The sequence below is a fragment of the Marinomonas flavescens genome (assembly GCF_004352835.1).
Taxonomy (GTDB): domain Bacteria; phylum Pseudomonadota; class Gammaproteobacteria; order Pseudomonadales; family Marinomonadaceae; genus Marinomonas; species Marinomonas flavescens.
Map to the genome: position 1 here is coordinate 203519 of NZ_SJSB01000004.1, position 14104 is coordinate 217622.

Annotated in this window: 11 protein-coding genes; 10 read left to right on the forward strand and 1 reads right to left on the reverse strand. The window is 43.8% G+C overall.

Annotation, left to right across the window (positions count from 1 at the left end; translation table 11 throughout):
• The first annotated feature begins 126 nt into the window (after window positions 1–126).
• From E0D70_RS06170 to purF, 10 genes are all read left to right on the forward strand, one after another.
• The gene (locus E0D70_RS06170; protein WP_133011397.1) at window positions 127–2346 is read left to right on the forward strand and encodes a FimV/HubP family polar landmark protein; all 2220 of its coding nucleotides are present in this window, start codon (window positions 127–129) and stop codon (window positions 2344–2346) included.
• Entirely contained in the window at window positions 2339–3163 is an 825-nt protein-coding gene (truA, locus tag E0D70_RS06175; protein ID WP_133011398.1) for a tRNA pseudouridine(38-40) synthase TruA, read from the forward strand. Before E0D70_RS06170 ends, truA begins: the two co-directional genes overlap by 8 nt.
• Window positions 3147–3767 carry a phosphoribosylanthranilate isomerase gene (locus tag E0D70_RS06180; protein ID WP_133011399.1) on the forward strand — a complete coding sequence of 207 codons (621 nt, stop codon included), beginning with the start codon at window positions 3147–3149 and terminating at the stop codon, window positions 3765–3767. The genes truA and E0D70_RS06180 overlap by 17 nt, the downstream gene beginning before the upstream one ends.
• Window positions 3757–4968 (forward strand): tryptophan synthase subunit beta, encoded by a 1212-nt coding sequence (trpB, locus tag E0D70_RS06185; RefSeq protein ID WP_133011400.1) that lies wholly within the window; start codon window positions 3757–3759, stop codon window positions 4966–4968. The genes E0D70_RS06180 and trpB overlap by 11 nt, the downstream gene beginning before the upstream one ends.
• Window positions 4965–5771, forward strand: a complete 807-nt coding sequence (trpA, locus tag E0D70_RS06190; protein ID WP_133011401.1) for a tryptophan synthase subunit alpha — start codon at window positions 4965–4967, stop codon at window positions 5769–5771. Before trpB ends, trpA begins: the two co-directional genes overlap by 4 nt.
• Before the next feature lie 33 nt (window positions 5772–5804).
• Entirely contained in the window at window positions 5805–6668 is an 864-nt protein-coding gene (gene accD / locus E0D70_RS06195; RefSeq protein WP_133011402.1) for an acetyl-CoA carboxylase, carboxyltransferase subunit beta, read from the forward strand.
• Between the two features lie 4 nt (window positions 6669–6672).
• Window positions 6673–7929, forward strand: a complete 1257-nt coding sequence (folC, locus tag E0D70_RS06200; RefSeq protein WP_133011403.1) for a bifunctional tetrahydrofolate synthase/dihydrofolate synthase — start codon at window positions 6673–6675, stop codon at window positions 7927–7929.
• Window positions 7923–8516 carry an SPOR domain-containing protein gene (locus E0D70_RS06205; RefSeq protein WP_133011404.1) on the forward strand — a complete coding sequence of 198 codons (594 nt, stop codon included), beginning with the start codon at window positions 7923–7925 and terminating at the stop codon, window positions 8514–8516. The genes folC and E0D70_RS06205 overlap by 7 nt, the downstream gene beginning before the upstream one ends.
• Before the next feature lie 75 nt (window positions 8517–8591).
• Window positions 8592–9125: a CvpA family protein gene (locus E0D70_RS06210; protein ID WP_133011405.1), complete on the forward strand. Its 534-nt coding sequence runs from the start codon at window positions 8592–8594 to the stop codon at window positions 9123–9125.
• Window positions 9126–9203: 78 nt separating this feature from the next.
• Window positions 9204–10712: an amidophosphoribosyltransferase gene (purF, locus tag E0D70_RS06215; RefSeq protein ID WP_133011406.1), complete on the forward strand. Its 1509-nt coding sequence runs from the start codon at window positions 9204–9206 to the stop codon at window positions 10710–10712.
• A gap of 244 nt (window positions 10713–10956) precedes the next feature.
• Here purF and E0D70_RS06220 read toward each other — a convergent pair whose 3' ends face one another.
• The gene (locus E0D70_RS06220) at window positions 10957–14103 is read right to left on the reverse strand and encodes an efflux RND transporter permease subunit (protein ID WP_133011407.1); all 3147 of its coding nucleotides are present in this window, start codon (window positions 14101–14103) and stop codon (window positions 10957–10959) included.
• Between the last annotated feature and the right edge of the window lies 1 nt (window position 14104).

Below are 14104 nucleotides of genomic sequence, written 5' to 3' on the forward strand. Positions count from 1 at the left end.
ATTAGGCGATTATTCAATTCTGGCATTATAAGACAAACCATTGATTCTAAAGCTATTGATAAATACTCAACCGTGTAAGATACTTAGATTAGAATTTAACGCCATTTTAAAATAAAAGGGACGATTATGCTCAGGAAAACCCTCATTAGTCTGGCCGTTGCTGGTGCATTTTATGTGTCTAACGGCTACGCATTGGAACTGGGCGAGTTAACCTCTCAATCAAACTTAGATGAACCATATCGAGGCAAGATTGAATTGTCGGATTATGGTCAGCTCACGCCAGAAGATATTTTAGTTCGCTTAGGAAGTGAGAGTGAATTCCAGCAGGCTGGCTTTAAACCTGCGACGGACTTATCTCAGCTAAAATTTGATGTGAAACGTGCGAGTAATGGTAAAGACCTTGTCATTGATGTGACCTCGGTTAAAGCGATAAAAGATAAAGAATTACATTTTGTATTGGCTGCTCGTTGGCCTAGTGGGCAAGTGGTTCGTGAGTATCAAACGCCACTGAATCAATCTGCCTTAGTCGATAAATCGCAAGAAGAGCTCGTCCGTTCGACGAAACTTACTTCTGCGCAAACCTCTTCAAGTTCGGTGTTTCGTGGTGCAACGGCATCAGCGGATAAAATGGCTTCGCGCGGTAATATGTTTACGGCGAAAGGCAATACACTGTGGTCAATTGCGGACAAAAACACCTTATCGAATCGCTTAAATATTTATCAAACTATGATGGCGATTCAGGCATTAAATAAAAATGCTTTTTATTCAAATAACATTAATTTGCTAAAAGAGGGTGTTGTATTACGATTGCCTACTGAGCAGCAAATTGCTCTATTCAATAAGTCCCTTTCTCAAAAAGAATTTAATCGTCAGCACAGTGCGTGGATGGCGCTTAAAAGTGCGGCTGCAAGTCGCTCAAAAATCGCAAGCGCTCAGTTGAACACTCAAGCCAAAGCAAAAGGCGCGGCTACATCGCCGGTCTCCGACTCGGATAAATTAACCTTATCTTCTGGTCAAAGTGCTTTGCCGGAAAATAATGCCAGCTCAAATGCAGGTCAAGGGCAGAGTGTTAGCAATCTTAAGACGCAACTTTCTTCCGCAGAAGAGTCGTTAGATAAAGAGAAGCGTGAGAAAGAAGATCTTTCAGGCAAGCTTGGCGATTTGAATAAACAACTGGATACGCTGCAAAAACTTATCAGTTTAAAAGATAAGCAAATGGCGGAGCTAGAGAAGCAGTTTGCGAGCGCACAGCAGTCTCTACAAGAACAGAAAAATACGGTTGATCAGCTTCTAGAAGCGGATCAGGCGCGAAGAGCGAAAGAAAAGGCTGAAGCTGATTCTCTTGTGAATAAAATTTTCGGCAATCCTATCATTGTCTCTATTGCTGCGGTCGTCATGCTTTTATTCGGATTTTTAGGTGGGCTGTTGATGCGTCGCCTAGGTAAGAAGAAAGAGATTGAGCCAGTTGCAGATGAATTTGATTTGGCGGCTCCTGCGGCGCTTTCCGGAGCGGCGGCGGCTGTTGCCATTAATAATGATGATGAATCCGAAGAAAACTCTTTAAAAGACCCTTTTGACTTTCCTGTTGATGATGCAGCGAGTGATAAAGCTGAATCTATGAATAAAGTAACAGATTCATTGGATTTAGATGAAGAAGAGTTTGATTTCGCTGAAGACTTGTCTATCCCTGAAGAGACATCGCCACAAGATGATGGTGTTGAGGATGATGAATTAGAAGATCCTTTTGCGTCTTTAGACGTGGAAATGGATGAGTTGTCTGATGAAAATGATATTGAAGATCTGGATGACAGTTTTGAAAGTCTTGAGTCAGAATTAGAAGCTGTTCCTGAAGATGAAGTGGATGTTCCAACGGTAGAGCCTGAAATGGATGCCACAGAAACTGAAACGATCCAGGCCGATACTGCCATACAAGACGTGGATGAACCTAGTGAAGAAGAGAGCTTTGTTTCAAGTCTGCTAAATGATGAGCAGGATGATCTTGATGAGTCTGCTTTGTTCGATAAAACGCCAAACGAATCTTTAGCGTCTACTATCGAAGAAACATTAGCAGAAGCGCAGCATGATATGACGGATATTGAAGTGCCTTCATTTGGTGTAGAAGAAGCAGCAGAGGGTGCTGAGGTTGACGATGACGAAGAAGAGTTTGATTTCTTCGATGCCAGCGGAGATGAGGTGGCAACTAAACTTGATCTAGCTCGTGCCTATATGGATATGGGTGACGATGAGGGTGCGCGTGTTATACTTGAAGATGTTGTATCCACGGGTAATGAAAAACAAATTGCCGACGCAAAAAGTATGATGGAGCGGATGTTCCCAAGTGACTAGAAAAGTTGTCCTGTTAGTAGAATATAATGGCTCAGCCTATAAAGGCTGGCAAGCACAAAAATACGATGTACCCACTGTTCAGGAGAATTTAGAAAAAGCACTGAGTGTGATTGCAAACCACAAAGTGAGCGTTATTTGCGCAGGTCGAACAGACTCTGGTGTTCATGCCAGTTCGCAAGTGGTTCATTTTGAAACAGATGAGGAGCGCAGCGAGCGCTCTTGGACGTTAGGCACGAATACGCATCTGCCTTCTGATATTGCAGTGGTCGCAGCTCGGTACGTTGATGATGATTTTCATGCTAGATTTAGTGCGCTTAGTCGTCGCTATCGCTACGTCATTTATCCTACGGCTCTGCGTCCTGCTATCTTGTCTTCGGGTCTTACATGGACTTACAAGTCGCTAGATGTTGGCGCAATGGCGCAAGCAGCAGAGTGCTTTCTGGGAACTCATGATTTTACGTCCTTTCGTGCCATTGGTTGCCAAGCCAATACGCCCACGAGAACTATTTTGAATTTTTCAGTTCAGCAATTGGGTCAGTACGTTGTGCTTGATGTGCGTGCCAATGCGTTTTTGCATCATATGATTCGCAATTTTGCGGGTGTATTGATGACCATTGGAGCAGGTGAGAAGCCCATTTCTTGGGCGAAACAAGTATTAGATGCTAAAGATCGCACTCAAGGTGGTATCACAGCACCGCCAACAGGTTTGTATTTTGTTGATGCTGAATACCCAGATCATTTCAATGTCCCTTCGCGACCATTAGGTCCGCATTTTTTACCTTATGTAGAAGAGCCAGAGTATGCCTTGTCGCGTTAAAATCTGTGGAATTACTAACCTTGAGGACGCGCTTACCGCTTGCGAATATGGTGCGGATGCTCTGGGTTTCGTTTTTTATAAAAAAAGCCCTCGTTATATCGACCCTGAAGTAGCCAATGGTATCCTTGCTAAATTGCCTCCCTTTGTTGTGCCAATAGCGCTTTTTGTGGATGCTCAAAGTGATGAAATTAATGAGGTGATCTCAGGTCATTCTCGTTGGATGATTCAATTTCATGGAAATGAATCAGAAAAAGAGTGTTTATCTTATAATCGTCCCTATATAAAGGCATTAAGGGTTAAAGAGGGCGATGATTTGTTAGCGGCAACGCAAACGTATTTGTCGGCCAATGCCATTTTATTAGACGCCTATAAAGCGGGAGTACCGGGTGGTACGGGGGAAGTGTTTAATTGGACTTTGATTCCAAACAACTTACCTTTGCCGGTTATTTTGGCGGGTGGCTTAACACCTGAAAATATTGCCCATGCGGTTGAGCAAGTTGCTCCTTATGCGGTGGATGTTAGCGGTGGTGTTGAGGCGTCCAAAGGCTTAAAGAACAAGGTAAAAGTAAAACAATTTATTAGTGGAGCAAAACGTGAGCAATAAAGATATAGATCAAACCTTGCCGGATGAGCATGGTCGTTTTGGTCAGTACGGTGGAGTCTTCGTTTCTGAAACGTTAATGTCTGCACTTGATGATTTAACAAAAATGTACGAAGAGTTGTCTCAGGACGCTGCGTTTCAAGCCGCGTTTGATAAGGATTTAGCCCATTATGTTGGTCGTCCTTCTCCATTGTATTTTGCTGAGCGATTAACTGAAAAAGCCGGTGGCGCTAAGATTTACCTTAAGCGTGAAGATTTGAACCATACGGGCGCGCACAAAATCAACAACACCATTGGTCAAGCCTTATTGGCGAAACACATGGGTAAGCCTAATATTATTGCTGAAACCGGCGCCGGACAGCACGGTGTGGCTTCTGCTACTGTGGCGGCTCGTCTTGGTTTAAGTTGTAAAGTATTTATGGGGGCGGAAGATATTCGTCGTCAGAAGCTGAACGTTTATCGTATGAAGCTATTGGGCGCGGAAGTGATTTCGGTTGAGTCTGGTACCAAAACACTGAAAGATGCGCTCAATGAAGCAATGCGTTATTGGGTGAGTAATGTAGACGATACTTTCTACATTATCGGCACCGCAGCGGGCCCTCATCCGTACCCTAAATTAGTACGGGATTTTCAGTCCGTGATTGGTCGTGAAGCTAAAATACAGTGTATGGAGCAGGAAGGTCGATTGCCTGATGCTTTGGTTGCCTGTGTTGGTGGTGGTTCTAACGCGATTGGACTGTTCCATCCATTCATTGGTGATGACGGTGTGGCTATGTATGGCGTAGAAGCCGGTGGTGATGGCATAGAAACAGGTCGTCATGCGGCGCCATTGTCAGCAGGTCGTCCTGGTGTGCTTCATGGTAATCGTACTTATGTGATGGCAGACGATGATGGTCAAATTATCGGTACGCACTCTATTTCAGCCGGTTTGGACTACCCAGGCGTGGGTCCAGAGCATGCATGGTTAAAAGACATTGGTCGTGCCAATTATGTTGCGATCAATGACGACGAGGCAATGGACGGTTTTCATGATTTGACTCGTCTTGAAGGTATTATGCCGGCTTTAGAATCAAGTCACGCAGTGGCTTACGGTATGAAGTTAGCGGCGACTATGGACAAAGACCAATTTATCGTCATTAATCTTTCCGGTCGTGGTGATAAAGATATTATGACGGTTGCTGAATTGGATGGGATTACAGTATGAGCCGAATCAAACAGTGTTTCGCGGATCTAGCTAAAACAGGTAAAAAAGCATTAATTCCTTATATTACCGCAGGTGATCCAACGCCAGAACATACGGTTACCATGATGAATGGTTTGGTTGATGCTGGCGCTGATGTGATTGAAATTGGTATGCCGTTTTCTGATCCAATGGCAGATGGTCCGGTTATTCAGTTAGCCTGTGAGCGTAGTTTAGCGGCTGGCACCAGTGTACGTAAGGTATTGGCTATTATCGCTGAGTTTCGTAAACAAAATTCTCATACGCCAGTGGTCTTGATGGGCTATTTGAACCCAATTGAGTTCTTTGGTTATCAAGCTTTTGCAAATTCTGCGAAAGAAGCGGGTGTAGATGGCATTTTATTAGTCGATCTGACTCCAGAAGAGGCGACAGATGTAGTAGAATGCTTCCGCCAAAACGAGATTGACCTGATTTATTTGTTAGCGCCGACAACAACACCGGCTAGAGCTAAGAAAATTTGTGATCTGGCTTCCGGTTATGTGTATTACGTATCGGTAAAAGGTGTCACTGGTACGGCTGAACTGGATGTGGATAGTGTTCAAAAACACGTCGATTCATTGCGTGAAATTACATCGCTTCCAATTGGTGTGGGTTTCGGTATTCGCGATGCGAAAACAGCCGCCGCTGTCAGTAAGTGTGCTGATGGTGTTATTGTTGGTAGTGTTTTGGTAAATGCCATTGCTGAAAATAAAGATCAGCCAAAAGAATATATCGCTGACGCTTTGCAAGCTATTCTAGCGCCTATGCGCACAGAAATGGATGCTTAAGCGGCAGCTGTAAACAGAGATATGGAGAGTTAAATGAGTAGCTGGTTAGACAAATTTGTACCGTCGCTTGTACGTAGCGAATCAAAACGCGGATTAGGTTCTGTTCCTGAAGGCCTTTGGAAAAAATGCCCTAAGTGTGACAATGTTCTTTACCGTCCTGAATTAGAGAAAAATTTAGACGTTTGTCCAAAATGTAGTCACCATTTGCGAGTCAGTGCTCGTCGTCGATTGGATATTTTCTTGGATAAAGAAGGGCGTTTTGAAATCGGTGCTCACCTTGAGCCTGAAGACAAGCTCAAGTTCAAAGACACCAAACGCTATAAAGATCGTATTACGGCTGCGCAAAAAGCAACGGGCGAAAAAGATGCGTTGGTTGCAATGGAAGGTGTTCTAAATGGCATGCCCGTTGTTGCTGTGGCATTTGAATTTAGCTTCATGGGCGGCTCTATGGGCGCTATCGTTGGCGAACGTTTTATTCAGGCTGTCAATGTCTGTCTTGAAAAGCGCATCCCATTGATTTGCTTCTCAGCCAGTGGCGGCGCTCGTATGCAAGAAGCCTTAATTTCCTTGATGCAAATGGCCAAAACCAGTGCGGGTCTTGAACGTCTAAAACAAGAAGGCATTCCATACATTTCTGTTATGACAGATCCTGTGTTTGGTGGTGTTTCCGCTTCTCTTGCTATGCTAGGCGACCTAAATGTTGCTGAGCCAAATGCCTTGATTGGTTTTGCTGGTCCTCGTGTTATCGAGCAAACAGTGCGTGAGAAACTGCCTGCAGGTTTCCAGCGTAGCGAGTTTTTGCTAGAGAAAGGAGCGCTTGATATGATTATCGGACGTGAAGAAATGCGCGATCGCTTATTCAATATCTTGTCATTGTTGACTAATAGAGCAGCCTAAATAAATGACGCCAACGTCGTTAGATAGTTGGCTTTCGTACATCGAAAGCCAACACCCCTCCGAGATCGAATTAGGTCTCGAACGAGGAAGTTCAGTCTTAGAAAAGTTAAACATTTCGAGACCGAAAGGCAAAATTATTACGGTCGCTGGGACGAATGGTAAAGGGTCAACCTGTGCTATGTTGACCCAGTATCTGTATTCCCAAGGCCATTCGGTTGGCACGTATACTTCTCCCCATTTTATTGATTTCAATGAGCGTATCGCCATTAATGATACGGCTTGTGACGATTTAATAATTTGTCAGGCGTTTAGCGCGATTGAAGCCGCTCGTGGCGATACACCATTAACCTATTTTGAATTCAGCACTTTGGCTGCGTTGTGGATTTTTTCACAAGCAGACCTAGATTACTGGGTGTTAGAAGTGGGCTTGGGTGGTCGTTTGGATTCGGTCAATATGGTCGATACCGATGTGGCTGTCGTGACTTCCATTGCGCTTGATCATACGGATTGGCTGGGCGATTCCATTGAGGTGATTGCTCGTGAGAAAACAGGGATTGCGCGTAAAGATAAACTGCTGATTAGTGGTGTCGTAAACCCTCCTCGTAGTCTGGCTCAGACTGCTGTGATGATAGGTGCAGACTTACGTCAGAAAGGGGAAGATTTTTCTTACCAAATCAATGGGGATCAATGGTCTTGGACGGGTAACAATCAGGTCTTTGCTAATTTACCACGACCTAATTTGCCCTTGGAGAACGCAGCAACCGTGGTCGCTGTGTTGAGCTATATGGGGTTTGATCTTGAGCTGCTTGATCTGCAAGCATTATTTCAGACTGCTGAATTAACGGGGCGTTTTCAAAAAGTAAATGAAAGTCCTTTAATTTACATTGATGTCGCTCATAACCCAGAAGCGGCTGGTGAATTGGCGAAACGAGTGTCGCAGCTTGGTGTTAAGCCCATTGCTGTGTGCGGCATGCTAAAAGATAAAGATATTAATAGTGTCATGGCAACGCTTTGTGATCGGTTTTCTTCTTGGTATTTAGCTGACTTAGGCGGCCCTCGAGGGGCAAAAGCACAAGAGCTAGGTCAAGTCTTGGCGCGGTTGCATGACATTGTTGCGAATGAGTATTCGAGCATTGCTGAGGCTTTTGAGGTTGCTGCTTGTCGCGCATTAGAAGAAAATCGCCCGATTATTGTTTTTGGTTCTTTTGTTACTGTGACTGACTATCTTGCTCATATCAAACATAAGGAAGCACAATGTTAGATAAAAAGATGACTTATAGATTGATTGGGGCAGGGATTATGATTGTGGCAGCAGCGATTATTTTGCCACAAATTCTAGATGGTGAACGTCCTCCTGAGCTCGATATTCAAGTGGCAGTCAGTAAGCCTCCCGTCTTTCCTGATGTGAAAATTGCACCGGCGCAGTCATTAGATGCACTACCTGATTCAGGTAAAAGTGATGTGGCCGCTATTTCATCGGATAACACGGTTGCGAAATCGGCTCAAGATATAAGTCTTGTGCCAGCGACTAAAAATGACAACGTTGCACCAGCACCAGCAGTGAAAGTGGCGCAAAAAAGTGTTCCAAAAGTCAAATTAAAACCTGCTGCTACGCCCTCTGGTCGTTGGACTGTTCAGATCGCCAGTTTCTCAAAAGAAGATAATGCAAAAAGACTGGTTGATAAGCTAAAAAAAGCAAATTACTCAGCGTATAGCGTCACTACAAATTCATTATTTAAAGTGTTTGTTGGCCCTGAATTAGATAGAGATACCTCTGAAAAAGTCCAAAGCAATATCCAGAAGAAATTTTCCCTAAAAGGGATTGTTGTGAGATTTTCTGAAAATTAATACGAGTTTTCTTTTTCGGTATTTGGATTATCTATACCTTCTGTTAAACTTCGGCGCGCTTTTAATAGGGTCATTATGGACACTGTAAATTCAATTTCAACGTTAGACTGGCTTATCATTGCCGTCGTTCTTATTTCCACTTTGTTAAGTTTAAAGAGGGGATTTGTAAAAGAAGTTTTATCGCTAGTCACTTGGGTTGTCTCATTTGTTGTTGCGGTTAAGTTTTCTGACAATATGCAGGCTTTATTGGTCGATCAGGTTCAAAGTGACCAGATTCGCTATATCGTTTCTTTTGTCTCTTTATTCGTTGCGAGTCTCGTGGTGTGTGCATTAGCGAGTTATTTGATTGGCTCTTTGATACAAGTAACTGGCCTTTCTAGTACTGACAGGGTATTAGGGATGGTATTTGGTTTTGCACGAGGCGGTTTAGTGGTTGTGGCTTTTGTTTCATTATTGAGTTTGAGCCCAGCAATAGAAAAAACAGAACTTTGGAAGTCATCACAATTGATTCCTCAGTTAGTACTTTTGAAAGACTGGACACGAGATATGTTAGGCAAGAGTTCGGACATGATAAGTCCGTCTCTCATAGATCGTGCTCTTGGAAATTAGTTGCTTATAAAGCAGCAAAAAATGAAGAACCTTTATTGTGTTTATAAACACAATTTCCCCAACACGAGGATCTAGAACATGTGTGGTATCGTTGGTGTCGTTGGCACGTCCCTGGTCAACCAAGCTATTTTTGATGCGTTAACTCTGCTTCAACATCGCGGACAAGATGCAGCAGGAATGGTAACAAGCCATAATGGTCGTTTGTGCTTACGCAAAGACAATGGTCCGGTTAGTGAAGTATTTCGTACGCGTCACATGAAAAAGCTTCAGGGTAATATCGGCATTGGGCATGCTCGTTACCCAACCGCGGGTACTTCTAGCTCAGCAGAGGCGCAGCCTTTTTATGTTAACTCTCCTTACGGTATTTCTCTTGCCCACAATGGCAATTTAACAAACACTAAGAAGCTGAAACAAGAGGTGTTTGAATCTGATCTTCGTCATGTAAATACAACGTCTGATTCAGAAGTGTTGTTGAACGTACTGGCTCATGAGCTTCATACGGAAGGGAAACTTATCCCAACGCCAGAAGATATTTTCAATGCGCTAGAGCGTGTTTATAAGCGAATTGAAGGGGGTTATGCGGTTGTGGCGCTGATTACTGGTTACGGTATCTTAGCGTTTCGTGATCCAGATGGTATTCGCCCTTTGATCTACGGCTCTAAACAAACTGAGACCGGTATTGAATACATGGTGGCGTCAGAAAGCGTGGCGCTCGATGCAGGTGGCTTTAAAATAGAACGTGACATTCAGCCAGGTGAGGCCATCTTCTTTGATGTGCACCACAATGTTCATGTTCGTCAGTGCACGCCAAAAAAAGTCGCACGTCCTTGTTTGTTTGAGTATGTGTATTTTGCTCGCCCAGACTCTGTACTCGACAGTATTTCAGTGTATAAAGCCCGTATGAATATGGGTGATCGTTTAGCGGAGAAAATTCGCCGTGAATGGAAAGATCACGACATAGACGTGGTCATTCCGATTCCAGATACCAGTCGTACGGCTGCATTGCAAATAGCCCAAACGTTGAATATTCCGTTCCGTGAAGGTCTGGTGAAAAACCGTTATATCGGTCGAACTTTTATTATGCCAGGGCAGGAAATACGCAAAAAGTCTGTTCGTCAAAAATTGAATCCTGTTCCTTTCGAATTCAAAGACAAAACGGTTCTATTGGTTGATGATTCCATCGTTCGTGGTACCACGAGTAAAGAAATCATTGAAATGGCACGTGAAGCGGGTGCGAAGAAAGTGTACATCGCCTCTGCCGCGCCAGAAGTTCGTCATCCTAATGTGTATGGTATTGATATGCCTGCGGTGACTGAGCTGATAGCCAATGATCGCAATGTTGATGAGATTTGTGAATTAATCGGTGCTGACAAATTGATTTTCCAAGATTTGGACGATTTGATTGCAGCTTGTGTTGACGAAAAACACTCTGATGTTCGTGAATTTGATACTTCAGTATTTGACGGCAAGTACATTACTGGAGACATCACTGAGTCTTATCTCCAAGGTCTTGAAAGCGCTCGTAATGATTCTAAGAAATCATCCGTCGAGACCGCTTCTAGTAATGACATGATGTACCCAATGTAAAAATAGCTCGCTATTGTCGTTGCATAAAACAAAGCCAGGTCTCATGCCTGGCTTTGTTGTTTTTAATTGACGTAAATGCCAACACATTCAAAGGTCGGTCTGCGTGGAGGTAGCGAATGCCTATGTGCAGCCGATTATCAGTGGTAAGCGCTAGAAGAGCATGATGCTTCTTCTTCACTTCTTCTGCGCCTTTTTTGCAGTGCTGCATTTATTCTTGTTAGCTGAATTTAGGAATAAAATTCTGTTATTCGCTTTTAACCTCTTCAAGTTTTTCACTCGCTTCTAAGGCATCTTTTTTACGTTCTCCGCGACGATATCCGAGGACTAAGAGACAAGGTGTCAGTATCAGCGTTAACGGTGTGGCGAATGTTAGTCCACCGGCGATGGCGGTAGAAAGTTGCGTCCACCATTGCGCTGATGGCGCGCCAACACTGATAGATTGATGAATTAGGTCGATATTGAGCTGAAACACCATAGGAACGAGTCCTAAAATAGTGGTAATCGTGGTGAGCATGACCGGGCGCAAGCGTTGTACGCCGGTACGAATAGCGGCTTCTCGAACCTTCATGCCTTGTGCTCTGAGGTTGTTAAAAGTATCGATTAGAACAATATTGTTATTCACCACTATGCCAGCTAAGGCGATAACACCGACGCCACTCATGACCACACCAAAAGGCTGGCCTTTCATCATCAAACCAATGAAGACACCAATGGTAGAGAAGATGACGGCGCTTAGAATGAGGGCGCATTGGAAGAAGTTATTAAATTGCGTAACCAAAATGATCGCCATAATAAAGAAGGCAACAAAAAAAGCTTTGATCAGGAAGTCGGTCGACTTTTGCTGGTTCTCTGTGTTGCCTCTAAATTGATAGGTAATCGCGCTTGGAAGCTCTTTGTCTAACTTCGCTTTTATGGTTTTGATAACGTCGTTGACCACCACGCCATCTTTCACATTGGCGTCAATCGTGACGGTTTTTTTGCCATCTGTTCGATTGATGACACCTTGCTTAGGTGCTGCGTAGCGATGGATGAAGTTGCTGGCTGGAATAGGGCCTTTGTTGGATGGAATCTGTATTTGGTCTAGTTGTTCTAAACTTCGATTGTTAACGGGATAGCGCAAAACAATATCAATTTTGTCATTTGCGCCTTCTGGTAAAAAGTCGCTCAGTTTTAATCCGTTGGTGACCAGCTTTACCACACTTCCAAGCGTGTTTACATCAATGCCATAGCGGCTGGCTTTGGCTCTGTCTACTTCAAGGCGCCATTCGATACCGGGAAGCGATCTATCATCGTCTACTGAAATGATCGAATCCTGTTGTCTTAATTGTTCGGCGATCATGTCGGCTGCATCGTTCAGGGGTTTAGAATAATCTGAACTCAATTCTAATTGTATGTCTGAACCCGATTGCGGGCCACCTTGTTGAATTTCGGATGTGACTAGGATGCCAGGGATTTGTTTTGTTTTCTCGCGAATCTGTTCAAGTATGACACTGGCGGGTTCACGCTGTGACCAGTCAATAAACTCCATAGAAATTTTGCCGATGCTGTCTGGCGCATCTTTATTGCTGGGGGTAGCAAATGTTGTAGCTATCAGAGATTTAAGGTTTGGATTGCCAATAAGTAGTTTTTCAACTTTATGCACCAAAACATCTTTTTCCTGTAAGGATAAGTTGCCTCGAGCATGGATCTCTAAATTAGCCACTTCGGGTTCTATGCTTGGGAAAAATTCGACGCCTTTGCCATAGAGACTATAGGTAACCTGAACGGCGATTAGTAACGTAATGACAAACATTAAAACCCAAATTGGTATGTCGACTAAGCGAGTAAGTACACGACTGTACCAGCCAGTAACCCCTCTGAGTTTTGTTAGGTCGCCATTTTCGGCAAGGCGTAATGAAAGTAGGGTGGCGTCACTGTAATTGCCTTTTTTACCGATTAAAGAGCCTAATGTAGGAAGCACAATGAGCGCCATCACTAGAGATGCTGTGAGTGTGGCGATAACCGTAATAGGCAGATAACGCATAAATTCACCGACCGTATCTGGCCAGAATAGTAATGGCATAAACACGGCCAAGGTGGTTGCCGTCGATGCGATAATAGGCCATGCCATGCGTTTTGCGGCTTCGCTATAGGCTTCTTTTTTAGGGGCGCCTTCGGCAAGCTTGCGATCGGCGTATTCAGTCACAACAATTGCACCATCGACGAGCATGCCGACACTTAATATTAGCGCAAAAAGTACCACCATATTAATGGTGTAGCCCTGAATGTTAAGCAATAAAATGCCCGCTAGAAAGGCGCCGGGAATGGCTAATCCGACTAGTATTGAGCTGCGGATACCAAGCGCCCAGACAATGACAATCATGACCAATAACGTTGCTGTTATCACATTATTAAATAAGTCATTAAGCGACGTTTTAATATTGCTCGATTCGTCTTGGGTGATTGTGTAATTAACCCCTTGAGGCCACTGAGTACTGTCTTTTTTAACCAAGGCTTTGACAGCATCAATCGTGTCTATGATGTTAGCGCCAACCCGTTTTGAGACCGCGAGTGAAATGCTATTTTTGCCATCAACTCTGGCGTAGCTTGTGGGATCTTCAAAGGTTAATTCACCGTTTGCTATATCCCCTAATTTAACAACGTTGTCACCATCTACCTTGATGGGTAAATTAAGAATATCTTCTTTATTTTTGAGTAGACCCGGGACTTTAATAGGGAAGCGGCCTGCTCCAGTGTCTAGATTGCCTGCTGCCACTAATTGGTTGTTACCTGAGACAAAGTTAGCCACATCGGTGAGGTTTAAATTGTACGAGTCTAATTGATCAGGGCGGATAATTATTTGCGCTTGCTGATCGCGATCGCCACTGATCGCCGCTTCGAGTACGCCATTGGTTGCTTCAATTTTGTCTTGCAAGTCATTGGCGACTTTGCTTAATGTGGTAAAGCCTACATCACCAGATAAATTGATACGTAGTACAGGGAAGGTAGAGAGATTTATTTCTGTTACGGTTGGTTCGTCAGCGCCTTGAGGAAGGTCGCTTTTAGCGCGGTTAATTTTTTCTTGAGTGTCGATGATTGCTTGATCGATATTTGTCCCTTGGTCAAACTCTAAAATGATTGATGCGTGGTTTTCAGAGGCAACAGAGCTGATTTTTTTTAGGTTATCTAGGCCCTTCAATTCTTTTTCCAAAGGGTGGACTAGCAAACTGTCCGCATCTTCTGGTGAAATGCCGTCTAAAGTAACAGACACGTAAGCCATAGGGATGGTGATGTCTGGTGTGCTTTCTTTAGCGATTTCAATGTAAGACACCGCCCCAGCAATCAATACGAGACTAAACAATAATAGTACCGTTCGTGATCGCGCTAAAGCCGCTTCTATTAATTTTTGCATT

Coding starts and splice junctions, on each gene's coding strand:
- E0D70_RS06180 (WP_133011399.1), top strand. CDS start 3,147: ATGCCTTGTCGCGTTAAAATCTGTGGAATTACTAACCTTGAGGACGCG.
- E0D70_RS06220 (WP_133011407.1), bottom strand. CDS start 14,103: ATGCAAAAATTAATAGAAGCGGCTTTAGCGCGATCACGAACGGTACTA.
- E0D70_RS06205 (WP_133011404.1), top strand. CDS start 7,923: ATGTTAGATAAAAAGATGACTTATAGATTGATTGGGGCAGGGATTATG.
- E0D70_RS06210 (WP_133011405.1), top strand. CDS start 8,592: ATGGACACTGTAAATTCAATTTCAACGTTAGACTGGCTTATCATTGCC.
- E0D70_RS06170 (WP_133011397.1), top strand. CDS start 127: ATGCTCAGGAAAACCCTCATTAGTCTGGCCGTTGCTGGTGCATTTTAT.
- accD (WP_133011402.1), top strand. CDS start 5,805: ATGAGTAGCTGGTTAGACAAATTTGTACCGTCGCTTGTACGTAGCGAA.
- folC (WP_133011403.1), top strand. CDS start 6,673: ATGACGCCAACGTCGTTAGATAGTTGGCTTTCGTACATCGAAAGCCAA.
- purF (WP_133011406.1), top strand. CDS start 9,204: ATGTGTGGTATCGTTGGTGTCGTTGGCACGTCCCTGGTCAACCAAGCT.
- trpA (WP_133011401.1), top strand. CDS start 4,965: ATGAGCCGAATCAAACAGTGTTTCGCGGATCTAGCTAAAACAGGTAAA.